16 protein-coding genes are annotated in these 15,130 nt (G+C 48.6%); 12 read left to right on the top strand and 4 right to left on the bottom strand.

What is annotated here, in order from left to right:
* Positions 1-129 precede the first annotated feature (129 nt).
* The 6 genes from HZU72_RS19450 to HZU72_RS19425 all read left to right on the top strand — a co-directional run bounded on the left by HZU72_RS19450 (position 130) and on the right by HZU72_RS19425 (position 5,600).
* A complete protein-coding gene (locus HZU72_RS19450; RefSeq protein WP_022523384.1) occupies positions 130-1,323 on the top strand; it encodes a glycosyltransferase family 9 protein in 1,194 nt (397 codons plus the stop codon).
* 74 nt (positions 1,324-1,397) lie between these two features.
* A complete protein-coding gene (locus HZU72_RS19445) occupies positions 1,398-1,775 on the top strand; it encodes a diacylglycerol kinase (RefSeq protein ID WP_235976183.1) in 378 nt (125 codons plus the stop codon).
* Complete coding sequence (locus HZU72_RS19440; RefSeq protein ID WP_180095061.1) at positions 1,757-2,443, top strand: phosphatase PAP2 family protein; 687 nt, start codon at positions 1,757-1,759, stop codon at positions 2,441-2,443. Before HZU72_RS19445 ends, HZU72_RS19440 begins: the two co-directional genes overlap by 19 nt.
* A gap of 24 nt (positions 2,444-2,467) precedes the next feature.
* Positions 2,468-4,135: a phosphoethanolamine transferase gene (locus HZU72_RS19435; protein ID WP_009288070.1), complete on the top strand. Its 1,668-nt coding sequence runs from the start codon at positions 2,468-2,470 to the stop codon at positions 4,133-4,135.
* Positions 4,136-4,210: 75 nt separating this feature from the next.
* Positions 4,211-4,579, top strand: coding sequence for a hypothetical protein (locus tag HZU72_RS19430; protein ID WP_027959652.1), 369 nt, complete (start codon positions 4,211-4,213; stop codon positions 4,577-4,579).
* 229 nt (positions 4,580-4,808) lie between these two features.
* A complete protein-coding gene (locus HZU72_RS19425; RefSeq protein WP_180095059.1) occupies positions 4,809-5,600 on the top strand; it encodes a hypothetical protein in 792 nt (263 codons plus the stop codon).
* A gap of 6 nt (positions 5,601-5,606) precedes the next feature.
* Here the strand turns inward: HZU72_RS19425 and HZU72_RS19420 are convergent, their stop codons facing one another.
* Positions 5,607-5,816: an AlpA family phage regulatory protein gene (locus HZU72_RS19420; RefSeq protein ID WP_027959653.1), complete on the bottom strand. Its 210-nt coding sequence runs from the start codon at positions 5,814-5,816 to the stop codon at positions 5,607-5,609.
* Positions 5,817-6,116: 300 nt separating this feature from the next.
* The gene (locus tag HZU72_RS19415; protein ID WP_009288068.1) at positions 6,117-6,854 is read right to left on the bottom strand and encodes a YagK/YfjJ domain-containing protein; all 738 of its coding nucleotides are present in this window, start codon (positions 6,852-6,854) and stop codon (positions 6,117-6,119) included.
* Between the two features lie 1,278 nt (positions 6,855-8,132).
* Here HZU72_RS19415 and HZU72_RS19410 point away from each other — a divergent pair.
* Complete coding sequence (locus tag HZU72_RS19410; RefSeq protein ID WP_009288067.1) at positions 8,133-9,815, top strand: AICE-type RepA C-terminal domain-containing protein; 1,683 nt, start codon at positions 8,133-8,135, stop codon at positions 9,813-9,815.
* 300 nt (positions 9,816-10,115) lie between these two features.
* Here HZU72_RS19410 and HZU72_RS19405 read toward each other — a convergent pair whose 3' ends face one another.
* Entirely contained in the window at positions 10,116-11,393 is a 1,278-nt protein-coding gene (locus tag HZU72_RS19405) for a Y-family DNA polymerase (protein WP_027959655.1), read from the bottom strand.
* Positions 11,390-11,836: a LexA family protein gene (locus tag HZU72_RS19400; RefSeq protein WP_027959656.1), complete on the bottom strand. Its 447-nt coding sequence runs from the start codon at positions 11,834-11,836 to the stop codon at positions 11,390-11,392. The genes HZU72_RS19405 and HZU72_RS19400 overlap by 4 nt, the downstream gene beginning before the upstream one ends.
* A 155-nt stretch (positions 11,837-11,991) precedes the next feature.
* Here HZU72_RS19400 and HZU72_RS19395 point away from each other — a divergent pair, with 155 nt between their 5' ends.
* From HZU72_RS19395 to HZU72_RS19375, 5 genes are all read left to right on the top strand, one after another.
* Positions 11,992-12,333, top strand: a complete 342-nt coding sequence (locus HZU72_RS19395) for a hypothetical protein (protein WP_027959657.1) — start codon at positions 11,992-11,994, stop codon at positions 12,331-12,333.
* A 92-nt stretch (positions 12,334-12,425) separates the two neighbouring features.
* Positions 12,426-13,394: a DUF932 domain-containing protein gene (locus HZU72_RS19390; protein WP_027959658.1), complete on the top strand. Its 969-nt coding sequence runs from the start codon at positions 12,426-12,428 to the stop codon at positions 13,392-13,394.
* A gap of 120 nt (positions 13,395-13,514) precedes the next feature.
* The gene (locus HZU72_RS19385) at positions 13,515-13,685 is read left to right on the top strand and encodes a hypothetical protein (protein ID WP_155830866.1); all 171 of its coding nucleotides are present in this window, start codon (positions 13,515-13,517) and stop codon (positions 13,683-13,685) included.
* 22 nt (positions 13,686-13,707) lie between these two features.
* Entirely contained in the window at positions 13,708-14,463 is a 756-nt protein-coding gene (locus tag HZU72_RS19380) for an ERF family protein (RefSeq protein ID WP_009288065.1), read from the top strand.
* 33 nt (positions 14,464-14,496) lie between these two features.
* Entirely contained in the window at positions 14,497-15,108 is a 612-nt protein-coding gene (locus HZU72_RS19375; protein ID WP_027959659.1) for a lambda exonuclease family protein, read from the top strand.
* Positions 15,109-15,130: the final 22 nt, after the last annotated feature.

Raw genomic sequence — 15,130 nt, 5'->3', positions numbered from 1 at the left:
ATTTAGGCTCATGCTGCCTCTTTCGCCATGGGCAAAGCCCAAGCAGTGCCTTCAGTGACAGTTATTTTGATTATGCCCTGTCGCAACCGTGGGCAGGCTATTTTTTATTAATTGAGAGAGCGCCATAACATGCAATTACTAACACTTATTAGAACAAACTATTATTTAAAAATAATGGCCCGTTTTTTAGAAAAAAGAATGAAGCAATATTTACTGGGAGGCATACGGTATATCCTCAAAGCACCTACACCAGAAACCATTGACAGCCTTGTGGGCGTAGAAAAAATTCTCATTATTCGCCCCAATTTTCGTCTAGGCAACGCGCTAATTAGTACCCCTGTCATCGATGCTTTTCGTGAACGTTTTCCTTCCGCGCGCATAGACTATTTAGCGACTGATAAAACATGGCCACTGTTGCAACAACGACCTGTTGATTATTTCTTTTTACTGTCGAGAAGCGCCATTCTTCGACCTTGGCAGTGTGTGACATTATTACGACGTCTACGAGCACAACGCTATGACCTGGCGGTACAAGTGAGTGGAGGATCAACGAGCGGTTTTATAGTGACCCGGTTAATAGGGGCACGGTACACCATGGGTTCAGGTAAAGGTCACCAGCGCTGGTACAGCATTGAGGCGGAAGGTACGTCATCACATGCCTACGATGCCATCGTTAACTTAACACGTCCGCTCGGTGTTGCTTGCCGTAACCGGCCATTGCTCCAGATAACAGAGCAGGAACGCTATCAGGCAATAACGAAAATACAACAGCTAGCCAGCCTTCATAGCGAACAACCACCAGATACAAATTTTATTGCGATCTTCGTAGGCGGGCATCAAAACAAGCGTTGGCCGTTGGAATTTTGGTTAATGCTTATCGATGCCATGGAAGCCCGTAAAATACGCTATATTGTATTTCTTGGACCGGAGGAGTTTAGGCTTCTAGCACCTATTGAGAAGCGTTTGAAGTCATCACTTTATGGCAGCTTATGCTCACCGCTTCCTATCCGCCACTTTGCCGCGGTTTTGGAACGTGCGCGGTTACTCGTGACGCCAGACTCTGGGCCTATGCACTTAGCGGCAGCACTCGATGTCGCCACCATTTCCCTGGTACGCCAAAAAAAATCACTCGCTTTCGTACCACGAGAAGCCTATGACACTATTCTGTGGCACCCAGAAATCAGCACGGTAATAGAAGCCATACGCACTAATCTTAACGGACAAAACGCAACGGATCCCGTTCAATCGGCCTCGGCAACAAATCAACCAACACAGTGGGTAACACCACCACCCAGCGCTGCCCCTTTGCATTCTAGCCACTGAATTAAAGCGCATAACTGTTCGTTAAGTTTTGCACTTTATAGTGACCCTACTGTTACGTTATCGAGAGTACTGTCTTGCCTATTTCAACGACGTCAAAACCCAATGGCACGGGTTTCAAACGCATCTTCCGCGCTTCTATGAATGCAGTATCGGGTTTAAAAGCTTGCTGGATAAATGAGTCTGCCTTTAGACAAGAGGTGATGCTATGCCTCGTCCTCTACCCTTTTATATTTTTTGTTAATGCCACTTCCGTAGAAAAAGCATTGCTGTTTTCTTCACTCACCCTTGTAGTGATAGTGGAACTCATTAACTCCGCCATCGAATGCACCATTGACCGTATTGGACTAGAACATAACGAACTTAGCGGGCGTGCTAAAGACATGGGGGCTGCCGCCGTCATGATGACCCTTTTTATGATGATGGGTGTGTGGCTATGCGTGCTGCTCTACTAAATGTTCTCAAATCCGTAGCATCCGCATGGCTTTTATTTCTAATCGCCATGTCGGTCTTCAGTATTTTAAACATAGATTTTACGATAACTGACGTTATATATCGCTTTCAAGGTAATGCCTGGGCGTGGAAAGATACCTTAATTACCCAAGATATTCTTCACAAAGGCGGTAAATGGCTAAGCTTGGCGATGGGTTTAGCCACACTCCTCCTATTAATACTAAGCACCGTGGTTACTCGTCTTAAAGCGTATCGCACGCCGCTTTTATATCTTTTTTCCGCAACGCTTCTTTCAGCGCTACTTGTAGCAACGATTAAACACCTAGTGAGCATGGAATGCCCTTGGGATTTAGTTCGCTATGGTGGGGCACGCGACTTTATTGGCTTGCTCAGCATACGGCCTTCCTCAATGCCAGCGTCCGCCTGCTTTCCCGCCGGGCATGCCAGCGCAGGGTATACCTGGATAGCCCTCTACTTCTTTTTTGCCGCCATACGGCCCCACTGGCGATGGGCAGGGCTTGCACTGGGCTTAGGGCTTGGCCTTACGTTTGGGATCACTCAACAGTTCCGCGGGGCGCACTTTCTCTCCCATGACCTCTGGACCGTCATGATTTGTTGGACCGTAAGCTTTGTCCTTTCAAGATTCTTATTACCCCCCAGCGTTCATTAATCTTTTCATATAGAGAGCCTTTCAATGCCCCCTTTGCTGTCATTGCCTTCAAAAATTGTAGGCACCGCTTGGCATTATCGCCCCACATTAAGTACGGAGCAGCTTGTCTTATGGGGTGTTGTCATATTCAGTGTTTTTTACAATGTCCCTTTTTGGCAACAAGCCTTTGCTGGCTATGACCCTCTTGCCGTCCAGACGTGGCTAACCTTTGCCAATATGTTTTTGGTGATGACCTGCCTTAACTATTTGATCTTCGTGAGCCTTGCTTTTCGAACGCTGGTAAAACCTTTATTAACCTTGCTGTTTCTGATTGCCGCCTTTGTCAGTTACTTTACCAGTTACTACGGCACCTATTTTGACACCTCCATGCTAGACAATGTGCTTCAAACGGACACTAACGAAGCACAGGAACTTCTCACCGCTGGTTTACTGATTCATTTGGCAATCTTTTTTGGCTTGCCTACCGTCATGATTTGGCGCGTTAAAATCACACCGTCAACCTGGAAGAAGGCAGTGTTGCGTCGCTTAGCTTATTGCCTTGCCAGCACTGCTATATTGCTGTTAGCAATTTTCTTATCTTACCAAGAAGTGTCGTCACTCATGCGCAACAATAAAGAGCTACGCTACTTGGTGACCCCAGGTAATTATATTGTTTCGATGGCGCAGGCCCTTTCGAGCCAACACGCTTCCGCGAATACGGTGCGTTCCCCGGTGGGTGAGGACGCCAGTATCAGTTCACAAGCGGGTGACAAACCCAAACTGCTCGTCATCGTGGTGGGCGAAACGGTACGGGCGGCGAATTGGGGGTTAAATGGTTATGAACGCCAAACCACACCCAAACTTGCCCAGCAGCCTGACGTTATCAATTTTTCTGATGTTTCCTCATGCGGTACAAGCACAGCGGTCTCATTACCCTGCATGTTTTCATTACCAGGGCGTGCCGATTACGCTAAATCGTATGCTCAGCAATATGAATCCTTGCTGGACGTATTAGCCCACGCCGGGTTAGAGGTCACCTGGCTTGATAACCAGTCAGGCTGTAAAGGTGTCTGCGACGGAGTGACGACAGAAGCGCTCTCGCCAGAGAAGTATGCTTCTTTGTGTCAAGATGGGCGATGCTTGGATGAAGCACTGGTTCAAGCCTTGACCACGCAAATTAGCGGTACCTCAGTTGATCAGGTTGTTGTGCTGCATCAGCTAGGCAACCACGGCCCCAGCTATTACCAACGCTACCCTGATGACTACGAACGTTTTGTTCCCGCTTGCACCACCGCTGATTTAGCCAAGTGCTCAAGAGACGACATTACCAACAGCTACGACAATGCCATTCTGTATACCGACACTGTGTTGGATCAGGTGATTGAGATGTTAAAGCGTCAGGAAGACTACGCAACTGCGATGATCTATCTCTCTGATCATGGTGAATCACTGGGCGAAAAGGGGCTTTATTTGCACGGCATTCCCTACGCCATTGCCCCCGACGAACAGACGCATGTGCCTATGGTTTGGTGGCTTTCCAACTCATTTTCAAAGCAGCGAAGACTCGATACGGAGTGCTTACGCCTAGTCTCTGATCAAGCCGCTTCCCACGATAACTTATTTCACAGCGTGCTGGGATTGCTTGGCGTAGCAACGGACGTATATCAGCAGGCAGAAGATATTAGCCAAACGTGCCGGAGCCTCGCCAATTAATGAATGCTTAAGTGATCGTTAAGTATTGCATGTCAAGCTGTTCTCCATTCTGCTCAATTATTCTGGTGTATGCACATGGTTTTATCGCTACTATTGGACTCCAACCAAGGTTTTTGGAGACGGCTGCTACCCAAAAAAAAGGCAACAGCAGGAAGCTTGGTAGGCGGTGTCGATACCTCTATTCTTTTTGCTAAATGGCTTTCCTTTAGAGCCAGCGTTGTTTTAATTACTTTACTAGCGACTCTGCTGTGGCTAACCGGTATTGAAAACATCGAGATCATCATCGGCGTATTAAGTGTAACGTCAAATGGAATATCACAGTTATTTGAACGCTATTTTTCTGTCAGTGTATTGAAAATGGTTGAAAATGATTTGACAGATACGCTAGACGCATTGGGAATTGCAGGAGTTGGAACCTTAATAATTTTATATTTATTAGGGTAGCGCACCTAATAAGTACCCTCAACGCCAACTCCATAAAATAATCATCCTTGGTAGTCCAGTATAAGGCCTGGAGGTGTCTACGAAACCTGGGGCGATTCAGTATCGACTAGCCGTTCTAAATTAGTTATTTAAGCGTGATGAGTCAAACAGCCTCATTGATATTGCACAGCCATCAATCGCTAACACAATCCATTACCTTCTCCGTTCATACAGAAGAGAAAATAACCGCATGTCACAAACAAAAAACCCGCTCCCTGATAAGCATTATATTAAAGAGGATAACAAAGCCTCACATTTAGCTGGGAGCATGATGGCAGTGCCTGACATCTTTTCCGCTTTTTCCAAGTTGCCGTTGAGAGAGCGCATAGAGCAATTCAAGCAACAACTGAGTGAAACTTACCTATTCTTGTTGAATGGTGCCCCTGAGACAAAAGAGCTCTCGGATGAAGCATGCCAGGAGCGCTTTTTGGATGAGTACCAAATTTCCCTAGATCGTTTAAAAGATAATATTAGCGCTACCAAATGCAAAAACATCATTTGCCACTCACTGCCTACTACCCATAGCACTGAGGTTAGCAACCTCTTTCCCGTAGCATTCATGTGGATCGTGTGTGCAGATCTCCTTGAGCAACATGGCTTTCATGAAAATGCTTGGTCATCGTTAATCGAGTTTAAGAATATCGAGCATCAACTTGGACAAGCACTGGCCACAGAAGAGAAGCTGCAGAAAAAAGCTTATTCTCAAAAAGCAGGTGGACAAGCCTATAAAGATTACTCGAACCTGAAATACAGCTTTATTGATTTGCTTAGAAACTCTCCTCCTATAGGGGGTTGGAAAACACTCGAGTCCGCTGCTCACGAACTAGCTGAAAAGGTACTAGCAGAGCATGAGAACAGCGAACATCGAGCAAGATATTCAATTAAAAAGGAAAGAGTAGAGACGAAGCTCAACACTTGGTTAAGAGATGTTAATGGTGAGTGTAGAGCAGCATATGACGAAAATGCCGCTAAACATCGCTGAAACTCATTACGCTTGACGGCTCATCAGCCACTCATCCACTTGATTTTCAAGCCACCCGACAGAGGCTGCGCCTAACCTGATGGGCTTGGGAAAAGTTGCATCGAATCGAGGCGACTTGGGGTTCATTTTTTCATAGATTGATGAGCGGCTGATACTGAGCTTTTGGGTCATTTGCTTCATGCGCAGGACAATGCGATTACGGTGGCTGTGGGTCATGGCTTAACTCCTTTCGGTTGATATGTGAATGATAGAGAGCCGCCACTACCACCGCAATTCGAGATGCTAGCTATGGAAATAATAGCTTTTAATGCTTATTTAAAATAATAAAACCCCTTAATTTCAAATACTTATTAATTATTTATGTTTATGGGAAAGAATACTCACCCTTTAGAAGCACTTTAGAGGTGGGTATTGCATGGCTCACCGCGATGAAAGCTAGCACCAAACCAGACGCTTACTTAAGCAGTACTGAATGGAAGCAAAGTGTCACCGGATAGGCACTTATTGTTCGTCTTATCACACTCTCCTGTGTAATGGTTTTTGACTAGCACCAAAGCAGTGAACCCATTGACCGAGGGGTTTGCTGTGGTACTTGCAGAGATAGCTAGCTACGTACATCACCTCCGCAAAGCTATAGGGATCGTTTCTATGCAGCATGCAGAGGAAATATTTATTGGTACGTCTACCGTGTTTCCACTTTTTCACTATCTCGACAAGCCCTTTATTTTTATATATTGGGAGTTCAAGCGCTTGGCTCCACGCGCGAATAGCCGCATGAATCAAGGTATTGTCTTGGTATCCTCCCCACGCGGACTCCTTACTGCTCCCTAGTTGTTGAAATGCATTCCCATTCAGCAAAATAAGCAAGTGGTAGTGCGGCTTATCGCTGTCTTTTTGCTCTCGGCACCACACATTGCGAAAGTTTGTACTGTGGATCTGTGATTGATGTTTTAGCCTCAATAAGGCTAACTCCTCCTCATAATTATCCAAAAAACGCCGTATATATGTGTTCAATACATGCAAAGTGTTAGGTGGCATATCGTCGGGAAAGCGAAGATCTAGTCGGAAAACGAATGTTTTGTTCTGCATTTCACAGACGTATAGCAGAGCGTCGTAGGTGCTTTCCAAATAGTTTTCGATAAGAGGACCCTGTCGCGTAAGTACTTCACAACCACGGTAGTAGCATTCGTAGAAAAACTTAAGCTTCATATTTTCAGGAACCCGCTTGCGCAGTTTAAGGCTAACAGTTTTCATAGTTGTACCAGGCTATCAATGAGACATGCATACGCAGCGGCTTAAAGGCCGTGAGTAATGGCGTCTTTAAAGGGAGGAACCAGGAAGCGGTGCAACGCTTCTGGGAAGGCGTAATGATTAACAGAAACACCACGCTCATCCTGGCGTGGTTGTGCAATTAACTATGCCGCTATAGCTTCGTTAGTCTAGGTCGTGAAGTTGGTTGGATAGGCTGCTGTTTTATTGAGGAAATCGTCGGCTTGTTGGCCTCCTCTTGGTGGATGGCTTTTCGCTTCTCTACACCCCTTATTTATTCTCTAAATGAACATATATATTACCTATTACCTAAACAGCTAAGTGGAAACAATATGTCCTCAGCCGCTCTGCGCCTAGCTATCGATCTCACGCAAGTGGCTAAAATACCAAAGCAAAAAGTCCATTTTTCTTACTCGAACAATGGCGACCCAACTGGGCGCGCAATGACTCAGAATATGACTCTTCCCAGTAAAACTATTTTTGGATAAGTGTATAACGACAACAGAATTTTCTTTCCCTGAGTATTCTTAACCCTGGGCACGCTAATGTCCTTTTTTAAAAAAAAGGTAAGGCTTACTCCACGTGGCCAGTGACGATTTTACTGGGCAGGCTTTTATGCATTCCCTCCCTCAAAGGTAATCTTACAACCAGCCTGACCGGTTCTTTTAGCCTACCTCCTTAATATGAGTGATGCTGCCGTTTACAGGACACGTGCGCAATCCGCCAGTACCGCATCGGCCAGAACATCGGTGCGCTGGTAATGAAATAGGAAACCTACGCGACATATAGCCGATAGGTCAGCTTGTCCAGTACAGGCGGCCACCGGAACGAGAGCAATTTTAATGCGATGATCTATCTGATTGGCAGCCCAGTGTTACCTTCAGATGAGAAAACCCTACACGTATATAGAACTCTATATAAGCACAGCTTTCAGACTCATAGCTTTTATTTATAACTGCTTGAATTATGTTCATGCAGTAATCTATCCATCGGTGTCCAACCAAGTTTAAATACTTCTTTTACCATCCAGCAACAAATAAAACTCGATATTAAAAAAAGTCATTAGACACATTAATTAAATCTGATAAATTTAAACTTATTGCCTTATGGATTAAATTTAGCGAAAGAGAGGTTTTTTTAAAAGACATCATGGATCAGTTTCTATGCATAACTTTCTGTTCATCACCATGATATAAAACATGCGGAGTAATGATTACTATGAACAGCACGCGCCCCTGCTAATAAAACCAAGGAACCAACCTAATGACATATGATAGTTTTCATTCTCAAGAACATGCTTTGGACGGCATACTTCTTTCCAACCAACCTTCTCACTCCCAACAAGCTGATCAGCCTATTTCCTCTGTAGGTGCATCACTGGGGCATTTAATGCCGTCTATACCCCGCACCAGACGACTACCCAAGCTTTGCAATGCCAATCTCGTCAGGGAAATTATTCACCATTATTATCGACTAGCCATAGACCCCAACGGGGTTAATTTCCTCTTGCCACATTCATCAGGTCCCGTGCTAATAATGGAAGCAGAGATGATTGCACCGATCATCAAAAAAATTGTTGCTGAAAGCAGTAATCGTGATGTTTCTGACAAAAACATCCAAAATGCACTAGATATTATTCGCTTCAATCAAGCTGATTTTCGAACTATCGGCAACGGCCGAACTTGGCTGGGTGAAAGCAACGAACGCTTTATTGAACTAGGTGGCGAGGTGATGATGTTCCCCTCGGGGCATGAATCAATGGTTCGCCCCCAACAACACTATCCTTACTGGCAGCCCATCAATAGTCGCCCCTACAGCGAGTTACACACGCATGGGCGCAGTGCAGACCTGAACGTCATGGAGACTTACGTGGCGCTACCAAAGGATCGAGAGCTGTTAATTTACACATATATGGTGTTGTGCCTAATGCCAGAACGACAACAATTAGCTTTAGAGCTCACGGGAGAGCCTAAAAGTGGCATGTCACTACTTCAACGCATCATCAAAAACTTAGTTGATCCAGTGATTAAGGAAACTGCAATACGTGATATACCCACAACTGTGAAAAAAGTAAACCGGCTTGCTTGGCAGCATCAAGTCATTAGCCTAGAAAACGTTGAAGCGCCTTTGAGTGCAGTAGTACAGCGTCGCTTGTTTGAGTTGCTCTGTACCACTCAACTAGAATGGAGAGCAAACGACGGTAATGAGACTACATCCAGTTTGGATGTGTCACGCCCTTGCGTTCTAAGCAGTTTAGAACCAGTTATTTGTCATGATGAATTAGCTGAGCTCACTTTGAGTCTAGAGATGCCGTCCCCCTCTATTGCTAAACCACGTGAGACTTACCGGATAAAAACTCGTCATGAAAACCTGACACCGATGGATCAGACTTGCGCTTTCAGCGCACTGCTTACACTGCTTGGCAAGGCACATGCCAATATTGACCAAGTGAGATTAGAACGAGAAGTGCCGGGCAACTGGCAAGACTTCTGCCGAATTGGAATGATTGTTTCCGATAGTTTGGTCGGGAACTCAGAAGGCTTCTGGACACAGTATCAGGCGTATCGTAGTGATCGGCTCTGCGAGATGACCGAAGAGGAACCGGTTGCTCAAGCTCTCATTAAATATCTTAAAATCGAGGCCATCACGGAAGCCGTTGAAAAACCAACGGGAGTGTGGCTCGCCATTTTGACAAAATATCGGCCGAGTTGCACTTTGGGTAGCCAATGGCCGCGTGAGCCCCGTGGCCTTGGCGCAGCGTTCAAGCGAGCTGCCTCACTGCTCAATGCCCAAGGGATAATCTGCTATAGCAACGGTAAACGTGGCTCGAAGCGCCACTGGGTGATCGGACCCACCCCCTCTCCCCACAGTATTTCTGTGAGCAATGGACAAACATCAGGCAGCGAGCATTCGGTGCTAGGCTGTGAGGAAAGGGATTTCTTATGAATGTTATTCAACTTTTTTATAAGTCCCTCGAAGACACAGCACGTTGCCCAATGCACTATTGACGTGCCTTACAACGCGAAGTTCTTGATGGAGTATCCACGACAAGACGACGTTCGCTGCCAAGAATTTCGTAAATTGCCAACCTATATGGTGTTTTTATGATTTTTTTGCTCTCAACGTCGTGACGTCGTGCTTAAGGGTCCATCCTTACGGCACTTTGGTCACACCGATGTTTTCTTCATCAACTTTATCAATAGTTTAATTTGTTTAGCATGGCAAAAATATAAACCGATGCTTGATCTACTTAACGACCAGAAGCTCGTTCCACTGTGTGGTGTACCGCGGCGTACGTCGTTCACTGCGCAGCGCCCATGCATTGCCTTTACGGGGTAGACCAAGCTGTACCGTTCCTTTACCTAGTTCACGATTGAGCTTATCCATCGTCGCCATCAGCCGTTCACTGCGTTTAGCCTCTTCGTCGGTTTGCGGGGTTTCAGTGAGGGTAAGCTGTCGGTTGGCCTTAGGTGAAAGGTCGAGCAGCATCAGACCTGCTTTATGGTAGGCGTAGCCCTTGCGCCAGAGACGGCGTAGGCCTTGTACCGCTGAGGCGATGATATCGCGGCTATCATCGGTGGGCCTCTCTAGAGAGACAACCACACGTTGTTGATATTGCGGTAAGTCAGTACGGAATGGGTTGGTTCGCAAAAACACCATCACGGCACTGGTTACACTTTGCTGTTTGCGCAGCTTTTCTGCTGCCCTCGCGGCGTGATGCCTTAAGGCTTCGCGTAAGTCATGGGGGTTGCCGGTAAGCCTGCCGAATGAACGCGACACCATGATTTGTTTTTTAGGTAGACTCATGTCATCAAGCTGGATGGCGGATTGCCCGCGTAGCTCCCATACGATGCGTTCCTGAACCACACTAAAGCGCTGCCTAATACGCTTAGCGTCTGCCTCACGCAGATCCCATGCGGTATCAATACCCATTACGCTTAATCGTTCACCGGTACGGCGTGCCACGCCCCACAGCTCGGTTACCGGCAACTGTTTTAGCAATGCTTTGGTCGCTTCACTATCAGCGGTTAGCTTACATACGCCATGCTGCTTGTAGGCAGGATGTTTTTTAGCCGCTTGATTCGCCACTTTGGCGAGTACGCGGGTAGGTGCAAACCCCACGCACACGGGAATGCCCGTCCACTGTCGAACGGTATCGCGCATGGCTTGGCCCCGCGCCTCCAGCGAATCTGGGTCAAAGCCCTGAAACCCGACAAAGCTTTCATCAATGGAGTACACCTCCACATGGGGCGAAAACTCGCCTAGCACCTCAGTTACCCGCTGGGACATATCGCCGTATAACGCATAGTTACTGGATAGCAGCACAGCCTGGCGACGAATCGCGGGCGGTAACAAGTGCATGGCCGTCCCCATCTCAACACCCAGGGCTTTGAGTTCGTTGCTACGGGCAACGACGCAACCATCGTTATTCGACAGCACCCCTACCGGACGCCCTTCCAGCATTGGATCAAAAACGCGCTCGCAACTGACATAAAAGTTGTTGCAGTCAACGAGTGCAATCACGGCAGTGCCCTCAGCAGATTGTGAATCACGTCGGTCACTACACCCCATACTTGGGATTCGCGTCCATCAAGGGGAATCGGCTTAAAATTGGGGTTGCTTGCTTTGAGGTAGGTACGCTGACCAACGCGCTCCAGACGCTTAACAGTCATTTCCCCATCTACGCAGATCACCACAATCCGACCAGGCAGCGCTTCCAGGCTGCGATCCACCACCAATAAGTCCCCAGGGTGGATGCTGTCTCCGATCATTGAATAACCTTCGGCACGAGCAAAATAGGTCGAGGCTGGGCGTTTAACGACGTAGCGGTGCAGATCTAGCTCGGTATCCAAGTGATCATCGGCGGGCGAAGGAAATCCCGCGCGCACGGCGGTTGAATAGAGCGGCAAGGGTAGTGACGAGGCCATGGTGTCTGCGCGGCCCAGGAGTGAAACGTTCGATGACATAATAGGCTACCTATTTTACTGTATATATGAACAGTATCAGTAAAGGAGTTTCATGAAGCAAGCACTCAAAGGTCAAAGCCAAAAAATTACAGACCTATATCACTCCTATGAATCCTGCACACGGGATCACTTTGACACCTATAGGAGTGTTGTTTATGTCCCCGCCTTGCCTGCGCTGTGCAGCCCCATGCACGCTTAACTTTGAAACCGCCCAACGTATCGGCACCGTTGGCGGCAGCCTTGTCGGCGCTGCCATTGGCGCGTGGCGCGAGTCCTATACCCTAACGTCCCCTTTATCGATGGCCTCAACCCGCTTCCCGTTAGCCAAACTGCCCACTGCCGTGATGGGTGCTGTGTTCGGTAGTCAGGCAGGCTCGCGCGTCGCAACCCAATTTTTCACCCAGAAATTGCCACTCGGTGAAGGAGTTTCCTGGCTATGCATATCGTGTGGTCATGCCTTCCGGCAATTACCCCACTCCTACACTTCACCTCGTTAATTCGTCACCATTAATCGACTTACCCCTAACTTTCCAACCATAAAGCGCTGGCGATTTTCGTCAGCGTTTTTTTATTGCTAGGAGTTTTCATCATGGCTCATCTCGTTGAACAAATGGCTTACGTCGGCGCTACCCCTTGGCACGGCCTGGGACAGCAGCTATCCCGTCAACAACCGTTAGAGGTCTGGCAGCAACAGGCCGGAATGAACTGGCACATTGAAGAAGCCCCGGTGCGCTTTATTGCCGAGGGTGCCAGTCACTTGGGCAGCATTCACTCGTTCCCTGAACAGAAAGTGCTCTACCGCTCGGATACCAAGGCACCGTTATCGGTGGTATCACAGCGTTATAAGGTGGTGCAGCCCGAGGAGATTCTGGAGTTTTACCGCGACCTCACCGAGTACGCTGGATACGAGCTGGAAACCGCTGGGGTACTGAAAGGCGGGCGTAAGTTCTGGGCCTTGGCGCGCAGTGGTTTAAGCACCTCCCTGAAAGGCCAGGATGAGGTCAACGACTACCTACTATTGGCAACCTCCTGTGACGGCACGCTGGCCACCATGGCGACACCCACCACGGTGCGGGTGGTGTGTAACAACACGCTGCAGATTGCGGTGGATGGCACGTCGCAGGCAGTGAAGGTACCCCACCGGTCGGAGTTCGATCCACGTGCGTTAAAAAGCCAACTAGGTATTTCTGTTTCCCAGTGGAATGACTTCATGTACCGCATGAAGGCCCTGGCAGAACGTAAGATCGATCATCGCGAGGCGCAGCAGTATTTCCAGTCAGTGCTCTGCGGTATCGATAAGCCAATCGAAGATCCTTCCAAGCTGCCTAACTATCGGGCGCTCAACAAGGTACAGAAGCTTTACCACGGCGAAGGCCGCGGCTCCCACCTCGACACGGCCAAAGACACTGCCTGGGGTCTGCTCAATGCCGTGACCGAGTACGTGGATCACGACAAGCGGGCTCGCAGCAACGATACCCGTCTGGATTCCGCGTGGTTTGGCCAAGGGGCGCAGCTGAAGCAAGAGGCGCTACAAACGGCCCTTGCCCTGGTGAGCTGACATGCTGTTTCTGATCATTCTAATGCTGATTTTCCTGGTTTTTGTCTTACCCCTCATTGGATAGCGCGATAAGCCCAGCCACTAACAGGCTGGGCTTTTTGCTTTTACGTGGAGCACATCATGGCCTCTCTTAGCCCCGATTTAGATATCGCCTTAACCCAACTGACCGAACGACTGCTCACCCAGGATCAAACCTATGCCGAAACCTACGTGATGGCAAAAGGACAGCTGTATCGCACCGAGCTGCACCTATGCCCCGTTCCCCCGCACGAACTTCCCGCCGATCTTTAACCCCTATTGAAGGAGCCTTGTCATGGCCACCAAAGCTAATGTGGTAAATCACGAGACGTCTGCATCCTCTTTACAAGCTGTTCCTGGAGCATCCCCGCCACACCTTGCGGAAAGTACGGCCATCATCCAGGTGATAGAACGTGCGGCACTCAACCCGGACGTCGACATCGATAAGATGGAACGCTTGCTACAGATGCAGGAACGGGTAATGGATCGCCAGGCCATGATGGCCTATAGCGCTGCCATGGCGGCGATGCAGACCGAACTGCCCAGCATTGAAGAGCGCGGGCAAACCAACAACGGCTGCTACGCCACGCTGGAAGATATCGTCGATACCGTGCGCCCCATCATGCAGAAACACGGCTTTGCGGTGAGCTTTCGTATTCAGACGCAGGAGCGTGGTATTGAGGTGACCGGTGTGCTGATGCATAAGGATGGCCACCGTGAAGAAACCAGCATGTTGCTACCTGCCGACATAAGCGGCAACAAGAACGCGGTGCAGGCGTTTGGCTCTTCCACCAGCTACGGCAAGCGCTACGTACTCTGCGCCCTACTCAACATCACCACAAGGGGCCAGGATGACAATGGCAAGACCAGTACCAAAGTGGGTATCAAGCTAGTAACGCCCTTTCAGGCCGGACAGATCCAGCGACTGATTAGCCAGTGCCCCGCCACGACCCAGGAATGGTTCAGTGGTAAATACGGTTCAGCCGTGCAAGTACCTCAGACTGACTTCGACAAGCTACGCGCCTCACTCTCTAAACGGGCGGTTAAGTAATCCACGCTCTACCCCTTATGACAGGAGTCTTTAATGCAACTGCTTACTATGGAGCAAGGCACCCCAGAGTGGCTGGCGGCGCGGCTAGGTCGCGTCACCATGTCGGAGCTAAAGGTCGTGCTGGTGAAGGGTAAAGGCCCAGGCGGGTTGAGTACCGGGGCGATTACTTACATGCACCAGTTAATCGGTGAACGCATTACCGGGGAGCTGGCCGAGCCGTTTCAAGGTAACGCGCATACTCGACGAGGCCATGAGTTGGAAGGCTTGGCACGTGCGCTTTATTGCGATGCCACAGGCGAACCCCAGCCCCAGGAAGTGGGCTTGATCCTTAACCATGGCGTGGGCTACTCGCCCGACAGCCTAGTAGACGCTAACGGTCTGTTAGAAATCAAAACAAAGCTACCTAAGTTCCAGATTGAGGTACTGCTCAGCGGCGAAATACCTGATGAGCACGTGCCCCAATGCCAGGGCGGGCTATGGGTCAGCGAACGGGAATGGATCGACTTTGTGAGCTATTGGCCAGGTATGCCGCTGTTTATCAAACGTGCCTACCGTGACGACATTATGATCCGCACCATTGCCGAGCGGGTAGAACGATTCCATGAGGAGATGGAACGTCGCATAAACCAAGTGATGGCTGCGTGACGCGACGATTCCATAGATACAC

The organism is Vreelandella sedimenti (assembly GCF_013416325.1).
GTDB classification, from domain to species: domain Bacteria; phylum Pseudomonadota; class Gammaproteobacteria; order Pseudomonadales; family Halomonadaceae; genus Vreelandella; species Vreelandella sedimenti.
This window is presented reverse-complemented; position numbering and strand designations above follow the sequence as displayed.